This is a genomic window from Streptomyces sp. NPDC016845, assembly GCF_044332585.1.
GTDB lineage: Bacteria > Actinomycetota > Actinomycetes > Streptomycetales > Streptomycetaceae > Streptomyces.
Window position 1 is genome coordinate 165,894 of record NZ_JBIRPI010000005.1, and the last position, 11,689, is coordinate 177,582.

16 protein-coding genes are annotated in these 11,689 nt (G+C 65.7%); 11 read left to right on the forward strand and 5 right to left on the reverse strand.

Translation table 11 applies throughout. The features are described from left to right. Window positions 1-63: 63 nt before the first annotated feature. A complete protein-coding gene (locus ACH4RC_RS16650) occupies window positions 64-849 on the reverse strand; it encodes a GntR family transcriptional regulator (protein ID WP_398200891.1) in 786 nt (261 codons plus the stop codon). Between the two features lie 107 nt (window positions 850-956). On the opposite strand from ACH4RC_RS16650, the gene ACH4RC_RS16655 reads away from it, so the two are divergent. Genes ACH4RC_RS16655 through ACH4RC_RS16665 form a run of 3 tightly spaced genes read left to right on the forward strand, consistent with a single transcriptional unit; the run spans window position 957 to window position 2,231 of the window. Continuing rightward, complete coding sequence (locus ACH4RC_RS16655; RefSeq protein ID WP_398200894.1) at window positions 957-1,364, forward strand: NUDIX hydrolase; 408 nt, start codon at window positions 957-959, stop codon at window positions 1,362-1,364. A gap of 46 nt (window positions 1,365-1,410) precedes the next feature. Further along, entirely contained in the window at window positions 1,411-1,842 is a 432-nt protein-coding gene (locus ACH4RC_RS16660; RefSeq protein ID WP_398200896.1) for an ATP-binding protein, read from the forward strand. After that, entirely contained in the window at window positions 1,836-2,231 is a 396-nt protein-coding gene (locus ACH4RC_RS16665; protein ID WP_398200897.1) for a hypothetical protein, read from the forward strand. Before ACH4RC_RS16660 ends, ACH4RC_RS16665 begins: the two co-directional genes overlap by 7 nt. Before the next feature lie 495 nt (window positions 2,232-2,726). On the opposite strand, the gene ACH4RC_RS16670 is transcribed toward ACH4RC_RS16665, so the two are convergent. Next, window positions 2,727-3,347, reverse strand: coding sequence for a hypothetical protein (locus ACH4RC_RS16670; protein ID WP_398200898.1), 621 nt, complete (start codon window positions 3,345-3,347; stop codon window positions 2,727-2,729). Between the two features lie 451 nt (window positions 3,348-3,798). Here ACH4RC_RS16670 and ACH4RC_RS16675 point away from each other — a divergent pair, with 451 nt between their 5' ends. The 5 genes from ACH4RC_RS16675 (at window position 3,799) to ACH4RC_RS16695 (ending at window position 6,502) form a co-directional block, all read left to right on the forward strand. Further along, complete coding sequence (locus tag ACH4RC_RS16675) at window positions 3,799-4,434, forward strand: type II toxin-antitoxin system antitoxin SocA domain-containing protein (protein ID WP_398201576.1); 636 nt, start codon at window positions 3,799-3,801, stop codon at window positions 4,432-4,434. Window positions 4,435-4,441: 7 nt separating this feature from the next. Beyond that, window positions 4,442-4,828 (forward strand): type II toxin-antitoxin system PemK/MazF family toxin, encoded by a 387-nt coding sequence (locus ACH4RC_RS16680; RefSeq protein ID WP_398200900.1) that lies wholly within the window; start codon window positions 4,442-4,444, stop codon window positions 4,826-4,828. A gap of 353 nt (window positions 4,829-5,181) precedes the next feature. Further along, window positions 5,182-5,361 (forward strand): hypothetical protein, encoded by a 180-nt coding sequence (locus ACH4RC_RS16685; protein ID WP_398200903.1) that lies wholly within the window; start codon window positions 5,182-5,184, stop codon window positions 5,359-5,361. A gap of 452 nt (window positions 5,362-5,813) precedes the next feature. Beyond that, a complete protein-coding gene (locus ACH4RC_RS16690; protein ID WP_206968351.1) occupies window positions 5,814-6,059 on the forward strand; it encodes a type II toxin-antitoxin system Phd/YefM family antitoxin in 246 nt (81 codons plus the stop codon). Further along, window positions 6,056-6,502, forward strand: a complete 447-nt coding sequence (locus ACH4RC_RS16695; protein WP_398200904.1) for a PIN domain-containing protein — start codon at window positions 6,056-6,058, stop codon at window positions 6,500-6,502. The genes ACH4RC_RS16690 and ACH4RC_RS16695 overlap by 4 nt, the downstream gene beginning before the upstream one ends. Window positions 6,503-6,762: 260 nt before the next feature. Here the strand turns inward: ACH4RC_RS16695 and ACH4RC_RS16700 are convergent, their stop codons facing one another. Continuing rightward, entirely contained in the window at window positions 6,763-7,062 is a 300-nt protein-coding gene (locus ACH4RC_RS16700) for a PepSY domain-containing protein (protein ID WP_398200905.1), read from the reverse strand. 167 nt (window positions 7,063-7,229) lie between these two features. On the opposite strand from ACH4RC_RS16700, the gene ACH4RC_RS16705 reads away from it, so the two are divergent. Continuing rightward, a complete protein-coding gene (locus ACH4RC_RS16705) occupies window positions 7,230-7,406 on the forward strand; it encodes a hypothetical protein (protein ID WP_398200907.1) in 177 nt (58 codons plus the stop codon). Between the two features lie 3 nt (window positions 7,407-7,409). Further along, complete coding sequence (locus tag ACH4RC_RS16710; protein ID WP_398200909.1) at window positions 7,410-8,171, forward strand: glycosyltransferase family 2 protein; 762 nt, start codon at window positions 7,410-7,412, stop codon at window positions 8,169-8,171. A gap of 177 nt (window positions 8,172-8,348) precedes the next feature. Here the strand turns inward: ACH4RC_RS16710 and ACH4RC_RS16715 are convergent, their stop codons facing one another. Beyond that, window positions 8,349-9,269 carry an FkbM family methyltransferase gene (locus ACH4RC_RS16715; protein ID WP_398200911.1) on the reverse strand — a complete coding sequence of 307 codons (921 nt, stop codon included), beginning with the start codon at window positions 9,267-9,269 and terminating at the stop codon, window positions 8,349-8,351. Between the two features lie 81 nt (window positions 9,270-9,350). Further along, the gene (locus tag ACH4RC_RS16720) at window positions 9,351-10,577 is read right to left on the reverse strand and encodes an amidohydrolase family protein (RefSeq protein WP_398200913.1); all 1,227 of its coding nucleotides are present in this window, start codon (window positions 10,575-10,577) and stop codon (window positions 9,351-9,353) included. A gap of 326 nt (window positions 10,578-10,903) precedes the next feature. Between ACH4RC_RS16720 and ACH4RC_RS16725 the strand changes: the two genes are divergently transcribed. After that, entirely contained in the window at window positions 10,904-11,443 is a 540-nt protein-coding gene (locus tag ACH4RC_RS16725; protein ID WP_398200916.1) for a hypothetical protein, read from the forward strand. Window positions 11,444-11,689: the final 246 nt, after the last annotated feature.

Sequence of the window (11,689 nt, forward strand, 5' to 3'; positions counted from 1 at the left end):
GTATGCCTGTGGGCGTGTACGAGTTCGGGAAGCGCCCCGCGCCGCGCCACGGCCGTCAGGCCCTCAGGTGGCCGGGAGCTGGTACGACAGCACGTAGGCGTCCGCCGCCATGACGGTGTCGCAGACCTCGACCGCCCGTCCTTCGGTATCGAACGCGGTGCGGACCAGATGGATCACGGGCACGCCGGAGGCCAGTCGGAGCGTCTTCACCTCGGACGGTGCGGGCATCCGGGCCCGGATCTCCTCGTCGAAGTGGTCGAGGTGGTGGCCCAGTTCCTCGAGACGGGCGTAGATGCCGCCGGGGCCGGGGTTGGGTTCGGCGACCTGCGTACCGCGCGCGATGTCGAGCGGGAGGTAGGAGGTGGCGAACTCGACCGGCCGGCCGTCAAGCAGATACCGCCGCCGACGAGCGAGCACGCGCCGCACCGAGCCGAGGCGGGTGGAGATGTCCTGACTGGCCTTCTCTTCCTTGACCTCCAGACTGTCCACCTGGGGATGACTGCCCGCAGCGTCGGCCTCGACAATGAACGCGGACTTCCCCTGATCGCGGTGGCGCCGGGCGAACCGGTCGGAGGCGAGCCGTCGTACTGGCGGCCGTGGTCGTACGAAGACGCCCTTGCCGTGTTCGGCGTGGACCAGGCCCTCCCCCTGGAGGACGGAGAAGGAGTTCCGAACGGTCATCCGAGAGACGCCGTAATGCTCGACGAGTTCCGCCTCCGAGGGCAGCTTCTCGCCCTCCTTGAATCGCCCGCGGTCGATGGACTCGCGCAGCTGGTCAGCGATCTGCCGGAAGACCGCGCGGTCGCTCGTGGGGTCGATGGCACCGAGCAGGCCAGGAAGGGTCGTCACGTGCACTCCTTTAGGTATCTAGACGAGTGGGCGAGTGTTGTTGCTACGGTGGAGAGCCTAGCTATTCGAGAGGGCCGAGGACCTTGAGCACTGACCGTCCGCACTCCGTGAGCGTTGCTGGAGTCATCGTCGACGAGCAGGGCCGCGCCCTCTTGATCAAGCGCCGGGACAATGGCCACTGGGAGCCCCCGGGCGGCGTCCTCGAAGCTGAGGAAACCATCCCCGAGGCCCTGCAACGCGAAGTCCTCGAAGAAACCGGCATCAAGATCACACTTCCCGCGACCCTCACCGGCATCTACAAGAACATGACCGGCTTGATCGTCTCCATGGTCTTCCGCTGCGAAGCCGCCGACGGCACCCCCACTACCGGCGACGAGACCCGCGCACTGCGCTGGGCCACCCGCGAAGAAGTCACCGAACTCGCCGACGAGGCATACGCGATCCGCGTCCTGGACGCACTCGACGCACCGTGCCCGCCGACCGTCCGCGCCCACGACGGCGTCAAACTCGTCTAGCTCGAACCCGCTGCACATGGCGGCCTACCAGCACGAAGGAACTTGTATGCACGAGTATACGAGCACAATGCGAGTCTGGGGCCTCACTTGCCCAGGTTTCCCCGAAGAGGTGAGCCGGGCCCGACGCTGGACACGGGACATCCTCCAGGGCTCCCCCCTGGTGGACGACGCCGAACTGATCGTGAGCGAGCTGAGCGCGAACGCGATCCTGCACACGGCCAGCGGACGCCTGCCAGGCGGCAACTTCCACCTCTCTGTTGCGCTGACGCCGCACATGGTCGCGCTGTCGGTGACGGACGACGGAGGCGCCGGATCGGCCCCCAAGGTCGAGCACCTGGACCAGGAGGCGGAATACGGCCGGGGCCTGGGAATGGTCAGCATCCTCGCCCACCGGGTCCTGATCCACGACAACGACCGGGGCCACACGGTCATGGCGGAACTCTTCGTCGGCCTGCACCCGGAAGCCCGCTCGTGCTAGCCGACCAACCACGGCCACGGCCCGGCTTCTGGTGCGAGTGCTGGACCGAAGACCTCACCGACGTTGAGGGGGCACCTCCGAGGCTGCGGGCATCCTTCGATGCCTACTCGGCGCCCCAGGCCGACAGGTGGGTGGCGATCGCTCTGCGCACCATCTCACCGACACTCGACTCTGACGCCTCCGAAGAAGCCTGGGGGTGGCTGTACGAGGGACGCATCCACACCCGCCGAACCCTCCTGCGCACAGAGCCGTGCACGGTCTCAGTCACCCACGCCAACACCCGGATCACCTGGACGATACGTCCGGTCCTCTTCCTGCTCCTGGCCCACAGGCAAGCTGCCGGACTCCCGACCTGCGCATACGACTTCAAGTACCAGTGGCCAGACTGAGTTACAACTTTCTCTACTGGTTCAAGCACCCGGCGCCGCTCCGCGCCGCCGGGCGGGCTCACGGCTCCGCTGGGGCTGCCGCTCCTGCCTTCGGCCCGCTCCGCCCCGCTGCGCCGACGCCCGCCCTTCATGTGATGGGCCTGGTGGCATGAGTCGAGCACCCGACGTATGCGGCCCTCGGTCACAGACGATGCCTCCGGCGGGGGATCGGCCGGCACCGGGTGGGAGGGGGCGCCGTTCCCGGCCGCGGGCACATCGTGGCGAGTGTGGGGGCTCCCATCCCGTCCACCATCGACCCAGGCAGAGCCGAGCAGACGCGGCCCATGGCGTCCAGGTCGTTCGTCCAGTGGGGCGCTCCACCTGGACGCCATGAACCACGCCCGCTCCACAGACGTGTGGGTCGACGGCGGACGGGATGGGAGCTGGGGGAAGTGGTGGGCTGGGGAAGCGTAGACGGAATCTTCTCGCATCCCCGCCACGGGATCAGGAATCAGGTTATTGGGCGGGCCGGTTGAGAGTGGGCGACGAAATGATCAGCCCCGTAACATAAGCAGCAGAGTGCGCCGCGAATTCCCGAACCGCCTCGTCAGCCTTTTCCTGCAATCTGCCAGCCTCCTGATAGTCTTCATCTTCCCTGGCCAGAGCATCAGGATCGTCCGGCGCATCCTGCAAATCAGGCAATTCATCCAACCAGGAATCGTACTTCGTGGCCGCGTCATGCAGTCTCGCATATGCAATATGGATTGTCGTCATACCCGGGCAAACAACGTCCACCTGGTCGGTAATGAGAATTAATCGGGAAAATAGATCCGATATTCCAGCCATTTCCTCCCTGTAATTTTCACGAGACTCGGGAGATTCGAAAGCTTTCTCCGAAGCAAGTGCTATCTTTTGCCATTCTCGGGAACGCGCAAGGAACTCAGCAAATAACTCAAGCCTTTGTTGACGGAGCCAATGAGACCGCTCAAACTCCGCCTGATCAACCGCCTGTTGCCTGGCGGCCTGAGCAGCCCGTTCCGCTCCGACCTTGGCCCCCCAGATGGCAGCTAGTCCACCGACCACCGTGCCCACTAGGCCGAAAACCGCCGCCACAACGGCCGCCCACCCCTGATCCATAACCCCATCATGGCCGGCTGCTCGCTCTCGAAACCGCCACCCGAGCCGATACAAACGGCAGACGCCAGCAAGCACTCCCACTGGCAACCCTGCGGGGACGGATCAACATGACTGTGTCACCTCGGGGCCACAGGAGGCCGTTCAGCGGTAGCCGATACGACAACCATCCGCAGCCCAGACGGCAGCCCACGCCACTGTCAGTGGCACCTGTCACGCTGCGCCAGTCGGAACGTGCGTCATACGCCAGAGGGGGAGGCGTCTCGCAAGTCAGAGCAGCCAACCCCTAGCAGGCGAACAAGCATTCGGATACACTGAGTGATGGGGGTGCAAGATGGACCACAAAGGCGATTACCCTGAGTTGTCCACCTACTACGTTTTGTGTGTGCGTGTCACATCGGGTGAGGCGAGCGCGCGTCTAGTCCCCTACAGTGGTACGCCTGGGGGTGTGGCAATGACGATGCGTGGGACATCAGCGGCAGTGGTTCAGCTGCTTAGCGTTGCGCGCGCCAGTGGCGTCACCGTCAACCGGACGAAGCTGGCCAAGCTCCTCTTCCTAGCAGACTTTGAAGCCGTAGATCGCGGGTGCGCCCCGGGCAGTGGCGTTGAATGGCGATGGCGTCACTACGGCCCCTACAGCGATTCACTGCGCGACATCGAAGCCGATCTTGAGCGAGCCGGCGTCGTAAAAAAGGTCGAGACCACCAACTACTACGGCACAAAGGAAGTGCGCCTCGCCCTCGCCGGGGAGACGCCCCAGGTGGAGATCGACGCAAAATTCGCCGAAATCGTCGAACGGATCGTTTCCGAGAAGGGCAACCTCTCGGCTACGCAGCTTAAAGACCTCACCTACCAGACGCCCCCGATGGTGATCGCCCAGAAGCAGGGCCGGAGGGAGGTGCGCCTGGACCTAGCTGGCGGTGCACCGATTCCCGACCTTGAGCCTGGCCTTCAGAGGCTTCGCAGTATCGCCTCGGCCTTGCCACCCCTGGAGGATGAGGCAGGGGCCGTCGAAGACCTAGCTGCAGAGATCGGCGAACTGTCGGAACTGCGCAGAGAAACGACTGCCAGAATGCTGGATGGTGACTGAAAGTCGGATGAGCGTCCCTGTCTACGCCGGCGGCGTCTACTACGTTGTGGACGATAAGTTGCGGCTCATTCCAGACGAGCAACGTCAGCTACACGACACTCGTCGACCAGTCCTAATAGTCACCGGACCAACCGCGAACGTCGATACAAAATGGCCATTTGCGCTCGTTTGTCCGATATCTGGATCGACTGGTCGCAAAACGAGATATGACGTTCAGCTCGCAGCCGGGCAAGGTGGCGTCACTAAGAAGTGCTGGGTTCGCATACCGGCAGTTCAACCGCTTATGAAGGACATGCTCGGCGACCGCCTCGGAACCCTGGAGGAACGTGTGCTCTCCCAGGTACAGGCCCGCCTTGCTCAGTATCTCGGCATGATCGAGGACAACACTTGCTGAGCACTGAGCAATGGACCAGTCGACGTACTCGAAGGCTGAGCGTCTACTGCTTCATCCGCGAAGGCCGCAAATCAGATCTCTCCGTGCCACAACCGTGCCAGACGAGCGGGGAGCCACGGGTAACAGCAGACACTGGGAGAGCACGAACCCCCCTGTCCACCCAGGCGCCTTTCCGCAGATCAGCAGCCAGGTTATCCAACCTCACTCCTAAAGCGGTGGTGCACGATGGTTGGTGAGACCATCTGGGAGTGACAGACGCCCAACTGCCCCCACGGTGGACCCTTCAGCGGATCCGCGACGTCTCCGGGGATCAAGGGGCTGTCGCCCTGGATACCAATCGAGCGGTGCAATGGGTGGCCGGCCCTGGAGACCACGAGATCCTGCACCCAGAGATCGTTCTCGGGTTCCACGGCCTGTGCCTCGTGAAGCCCGTCCATGACGACGACTGGTACATGGGCAGTCTGTACGACGACGGCAGCATCGACTGTTGGACCGCCTACGACGATCTGTACGAGGCGCTACGCGGCCTCTAAGCGGTTGCGTCACGGCCACGCACGCAAGGCGCACTGAGTGTCTAACTGCGTGACAACCGCGACGCACAGCCACGAACAACCGTGGACGTCAGCGGACCATCAACCCAGGTGACAGGCACAGCAGCCCAAGGACAGCGAGCGTCCCAAGTTGCTTCGGGACGAAGAGGTCGTGGGTTCAAATCCCGCCACCCCGACAGCCAAAACAGCAGGTCAGGGTCGGTACTGAGAAATCAGTACCGACCCTGATGTGCGTTGAGGGGCCGTTTTGGGAGCCAACTCGCTCCCCAGCCCTCACGAGACCAGCTTGCGGATGCCGTCATGCGCCACAGCCGCACACCACTCTCACCGCGCGAGATCGCCGCCATGGTGACCGCAGAAGGAGATGCAGAGGCGCTGGCACCCTCTGCGCCAGCAACGGATGAACGCCGCCACGCGGTAGTAACATGTAGTACATGGAAACCACTGCTCGTGATTTCAACCAGAGGTCCTCGCAGATACTCGCCGCCGCTGAGCGAGGCGAGACCATCACGGTGACCAAGAACGGCCGTCCCGTCGCCCGTGTCGTGCCGATCGACGCCGACGAGGTTCCGCCCTACTCGACTGAGCCCATGGGGGATATGGAGATTCCGGACATCGGGACAGGGCCCGATCTCACCAATGAGGACATCGAAGAAGCCCTGAAGGGGATGGGCTCTTGAGCGCTGTCGTCATCGCTGACACCAATGCCCTCTATCGGCTTCTCGTCTCCTTGACGGACGGCAGCGCCATCCACCGCAAAGCCTTCTCCACCATTGGACATATGGTGATCTCACCCATGGTCCTGGCTGAACTCGACTACTTGGTGACCACGAAGATCAGTGCGCAGGCCGCGTACAACGCGCTCGACTTCGTCGCCAAGGGCACTGAGAGGCGGAAGTTCTCCATCCCCGACATCACCCCCCATGTGCGCACGGCGATGACAGTGCTCGAGGGCTACCGGGACGCAGACGGAGGGAAGGGCATCGGCATGACGGATGCCATGAACGTCGCTCTGGCCGCCGCCTACCGAACCGAGGTCATGTTCACCTCGGACCGGCACTTCCGCATGGTTCGGCCGCTGACGGGACACGGAGCATTCCGGCTGCTGCCCGATGACTTGTAGACCACCAATCGGACGCTTCCGTAGAGGGATCACGCCCACGGCGAGGCCGGCTACCAGCAGGTCGGGAGCCACTTGGGAGCCGACTTGCTCCCGCAGTCCCTTCCACACCACGCGAGACCAATCGAGACCACACCCCGGACCAGGGGAAACGCCATCCGTGCAGGCAAGGCCAGCACCCGAACCTCATTCGGGACGAAGAGGTCGTGGGTTCGAATTCCGCCACCCCGACAGCTGAAACAGCGGGACAGGCCCAGTTTCCGCTATGCCGATTCTTCGGGTGCGCCCTCGTCATCCACAGGGATTCGCTCATCCTTGAGGACATCCCCGGTGCGTGCGTCCAGGATCATGGACCACACGGCGCCGTCCCCGTCCTCGACCTCCGTCGAGAAGAGATACCGGGCGGAGTCGTCCTCGTCGCGGCCGTATTCGAGTCCCAGGCCTCCCCTGCCGCCGGCGTGACGGGCTTCAGCGGCTCTCAGGAGCTCTCCGGGCGGACGGACGCTGCCGGACTCCACGACCCTGGAAGCCTCGTCGCTCTCGATCTGACGCATGCCGTTCATGCCTCCACGCTACGACGGACCGAGGGGCGGCCTTCCGCCCCGGGCTGTCGTTGCCACGAAGACTGTTCTCCGCTCATCACGTCCTCTTCAGGAGTCGTCGTAAGCTGGGCGCGCAGAGCGGACGGAACGGTGAGCACCGATGGCGAAGGCGTACGAGAAGATCGCCGATGGCCTACGTGAACGGATCCGCTCGGGGCGATACGGGCCCGGCGCAGACCACGCACCCCCGCCTGCCGCCAGGCACGCAGTACGACGCGGAGGGCCGCGCCGTCGAGATGTCCCTGGTCACGCTCGCCGGGGGCCGTACGGACATGCTGTTCACGACTCGCTTGGAAAGGTGGTGAGCCGTGAGCCGGCGCATCATCATCGTCACGGCCGTCCACGCCCCGTCGGCGCACTTCCTGGCCGACGCCTACAAGTCGCTTCTCGACCAGGAGTTGCCGGAGGGGTGGGAGTGGCACTGGCTGATCCAGGAGGACGGCAAGACCGACCAGGTCGCGCCGCACGTACCCGACGACGAACGGGTCTCCTTCCGTCAGGGCCGCCCCGGCGGCCCCGGCGTCGCGCGCACCATCGCACTCGCGCACGCGGACGGCGAGTACGTCAAGATCCTGGACGCCGATGACCAGCTCGCTCCGGGCGCCCTCGCCCGTGACCTGGCGGTGCTCGAGGCCGATCCGAGCATCGGCTGGACTACGTCGCGCGTTCTCGACTTCCTGCCGGACGGGTCGACGGTGGGCTTCCCCGGAGACCCCGGGGCCGGGCCGATCGAGCGCCAGGAGGTCGTCGAGTACTGGGCGTCGCACGACTACCGCGCCCAGGTCCACCCCGCGACCCTCTTCGTCCGCCGGGACCTTCTCCTCGCGCTCGGCGGCTGGATGGCTCTGCCGGCGTCGGAGGACACGGGGCTTCTCCTGGCCCTCAACTCCGTTGCACGCGGCTGGTTCTCGTCCGAGGTCGGACTTCTCTACCGCAAGTGGGAGGGGCAGGTGACCGGGCAGGCGGCGCATGTGGACGCTGCCGAGCGGGATGCGCGGATGGCCGTGGTGGAGGCCAGGGCACGTGCGCTGAACCACTTCGAGTGGCGCTACCCGAACAGTCAGAGCTGATCATCAGTGGCGCTACCCGAACAGTCAGAGCTGATCGTCAGAGGTGATCTTCAGAGCTCACCGGGGCCTCGTACGCGATCTGGCCAGACGCAAAGCGGCCCGGTCCCCCGGACCCCCGGATCCCCGGTCCCCCGGCCCCCCAGACCCCCAGACCCCAGGCAGCCGCACCGCGCCTCATCAGACGAGTTCCCCGGCATCGATGCGCGAGAAGATCAGCTCCGTCTCACCGGTGATCGGCCCCCGCCAACGACGGGGAGCTACGGGGCACCGGATCGCGCGCGGGTAGCCGGCCGCCGAGTAGTCGGTGGGCAGCCGGTACACGTGGAAGTCGTGCTTGCGCATCGTCTCCAGGAGCTCCTCGGCGGAATCGCCGAGCTGCTCCATGCGGTCCGGGGTGATCTCCACAGCGATCTCCACATCCCGGCGCAGCTCGCCCAGCAGCGGTGCCAGCCCGCGGACGACACTTCCCTCGGCGCCCTCCACATCGATCTTGATGACCCGGGCACGGGTCACCTCGTCCGGCTCCAGCACCTCCGTCAGCGGTACCGCCTCGATCTCGAACGTGGACTCGGCCGGCCCGTCGTACGGGACGATCGAGTTGGCGCCCATGTTCTGTGAGCTGGCGAGGATGAACGTCAGCGTCTTGCGCTCGTCGGAGACCGCCGTATTGACGGGGCGGATGTTGTCGCAGTGATTCAACCCGGCGTGCCGCAGGAGCCGGCGATGGAAGGTGGGCGACGCTTCGACGGAGACGACGCGGCCGGTGCTGCCGACGAGGCGGGAGCCGAGCACGGAGAAGACCCCGATGTTGGCGCCGACGTCCACGAACACGTCACCGGGGCGCAGGCGGGTCTCCAGCCACCGGGTCATGTGCGGTTCCCAGGCGCCGAAGAGGTAGAGGTAGCGCTGGATCAAGTCCCGCGTGTCCAGGGCGAAACGGTCGCCATGGAGTGACTCGGCCACCCGTTGCCTCGGTATGTCGCGCAGCCGCGGATTGAGGTACTGGGCGGAGAGCCGGCTCTTGCCCACGCTGCCCGGCGCGTAGCGGACGTAGCGCCGGCCGAGGGTGGTCACGATGTCGGACACGGTGATCGTCATGCACTCGCCTTCCACGGGGCCCTGGCCACGGTAGCTTCCGCCCGTGCCCCCAGGCATTCCCTCGGTGCTGCTCCTCCCCCCTCAGGGCTTCGGCGCCCGGTCGAACGGCAGGTCCAGCATGCGAATGGCATTGCCCCGGAGGAGCTTGTACGCCACGTCCTCGGGGAGGTGGCCGACGTGGTCGGCCGCCACCTGTTTCGTGTGCGGCCAGGTCGAGTCGACGTGCGGATAGTCGGTCTCGAAGGTCGCGTTGTCCACACCGACGGTCTCGATGGCCGCGACACCGTGCTTGTCGCGGAAGAAGCAGCAGAAGATCTGCCGGTAGTAGTACGTCGACGGCGGCTCGGGGATCAGATCCTTCACCCCGCCCCAGGCGCGGTGCTCCTCCCACACGTCGTCGGCGCGTTCGAGCGCGTACGGGATCCAGCCCATCTGCCCCTCGCTGTACGCGAGTTTCAACCGTGGGAACTTCACCAGTACGCCGCTGAACAGGAAGTCCATCATCGAGGCCATCGCGTTGTTGAAGCTCAGCGAGGCCTGGACCGCGGGCGGCGCGTCCGGGGACGCGGCCGGCATCTGCGACGACGAGCCGATGTGCATGTTCACGACGGTTCCCGTCTCCTGGCAGACCGCGAAGAACGGGTCCCAGTAGCCCGAGTGGATCGACGGGAGCCCGAGGTACGTCGGGATCTCCGAGAACGTGACCGCCCGTACACCGCGGGCGGCATTGCGACGGATCTCCGCCACGGCCAGGTCGATGTCCCACAGGGGGATCAGGCAGAGCGGGATCAGCCGGCTGCCGCTGTCGCCGCACCACTCCTCGACCATCCAGTCGTTGTACGCCCGCACGCAGGCGAGCCCGACGTCCTTGTCCTTGGCCTCGGCGAAGGTCTGGCCGCAGAAACGCGGGAAGGTGGGGAAGCAGAGGGACGCCTCGACATGGTTGAGGTCCATGTCCTCCAGGCGGGCCTTGGGGTCCCAGCAGCCGCGCCGCATCTGCTCGCGTGTGATGCCGTCCAGCGTCATCTCGTCCCGCGAGAACCCGACGGCCGCGATGATGCGCTTGTAGGGGAAGATCTCGCCCTCGTACTCCCACCAGTCCGTCATCTGCCCCTCGGGGTCGGTGGTGAACTTGTACTTCCCACCGACGTAGGCCAGGTCGCCGATGCCCGCAGTGAAAGGCTTCGGTCCTCGGTCGCGGTACTTGCCCGGGAGCCACGTCTCGAAGAGGTGCGCGGGCTCGATCACGTGGTCGTCCACGCTGATGACCCGGGGTAGATCCTTGGTGCCGCTTTCACTGCTCGTCACGCCTTACCCCCTGCTGCCTGCCAGTTTCCCGGCTCCTATCTGACGGCCCATCAGATGGAGCGTAGGACTCGGCATCATCGACGACAAGGGCTCGTTACCGCCGCACCCCTTGCGAGACCGACCGCCGTCTCAGCGCCGCTGGTCCCCGCTCACGCCGGAGCAGGCGGCGATCTTCCGGTGAGCTTCGAGTGTGCCTATGGCCTGTTGCCGAGCGACGTGTCACCCTGCCCGGCATGCCTGCCGCCCCCGCTCACGCGCGGACACCCGCGCGGGGACGGGAGACGGCCTACCCGCACTCTGTCACCCGGGCGGACAAGGAGATGCCGGTGAACGACGACAGCCACGAGGACGAGGCACCGAAGGCAGAAGCGACTCTCAGAAGGATCCACGCCGCTCGCGCCGAGAGCGCCGCCGCACGGGCGGCAGCCCTCAGCCACTACGTCGAGAAGCACGGCGCCGATGACGCGAACGCCGTCTGGAAGGCCGCTCACGCCGGCCGTGTCGCGGCCCAGGCCCTGGCCGTACTCGCGGAGAGCGGTCCCGACCCGGCCGCGAACGCACGTTGCGCCCGGAACGCGGCAGCGGCAGCCGCACAGGCTGCACTGATGGGGCGGAGCGTCGATGCAGGCGCCGAAGCTTCCGCTCAGGCCGCACAAGTCGCTCTCAAGGCCTCGCAGGCCGCCGCGGCAGCGGCCGGAGCCGAACGCCTGGGCGCCGACGCAACACTGAACGCCGCAGCCGACGAAGCGGAAAGGGCTGCCGTCACAGCAGCCGAGAACGCGGGATGGATCATCCCCGGCGAGAAGGTTCCTGGCATGGCGACCGGCGTACGAAGCCCAGAGATGATGTCCATGCTGCACCTGTGAACGGCTGCGTCGTATCGGTGCCGGTCCCTCCCCACGTGCGGACCGGAACCGAACGACGCGGACTGCGCTGCCCGCGATCTGTCGGTGTAGCGACGCGGGGTGCCATGTATGGCCTCTCCGAACACTGGGAAGGTGATCTGTTCGGACGCAGCGTGTTGGGTTCGCTACTGCTTTGTGATCCTGCCATCCGCGTTGCCCGCGTGAGGAGGGCGCTCCTCGTCCGGACTACATAACCGCTGGTCAGGG

Excerpts from the sequence above, each read along its gene's own strand:
- ACH4RC_RS16680 (WP_398200900.1), top strand. The coding sequence starts at position 4,442 with ATGAGCGTCCCTGTCTACGCCGGCGGCGTCTACTACGTTGTGGACGAT.
- ACH4RC_RS16660 (WP_398200896.1), top strand. The coding sequence starts at position 1,411 with ATGCACGAGTATACGAGCACAATGCGAGTCTGGGGCCTCACTTGCCCA.
- ACH4RC_RS16675 (WP_398201576.1), top strand. The coding sequence starts at position 3,799 with ATGACGATGCGTGGGACATCAGCGGCAGTGGTTCAGCTGCTTAGCGTT.
- ACH4RC_RS16705 (WP_398200907.1), top strand. The coding sequence starts at position 7,230 with ATGGCCTACGTGAACGGATCCGCTCGGGGCGATACGGGCCCGGCGCAG.
- ACH4RC_RS16700 (WP_398200905.1), bottom strand. The coding sequence starts at position 7,062 with ATGAACGGCATGCGTCAGATCGAGAGCGACGAGGCTTCCAGGGTCGTG.
- ACH4RC_RS16715 (WP_398200911.1), bottom strand. The coding sequence starts at position 9,269 with ATGACGATCACCGTGTCCGACATCGTGACCACCCTCGGCCGGCGCTAC.
- ACH4RC_RS16670 (WP_398200898.1), bottom strand. The coding sequence starts at position 3,347 with ATGGATCAGGGGTGGGCGGCCGTTGTGGCGGCGGTTTTCGGCCTAGTG.
- ACH4RC_RS16690 (WP_206968351.1), top strand. The coding sequence starts at position 5,814 with ATGGAAACCACTGCTCGTGATTTCAACCAGAGGTCCTCGCAGATACTC.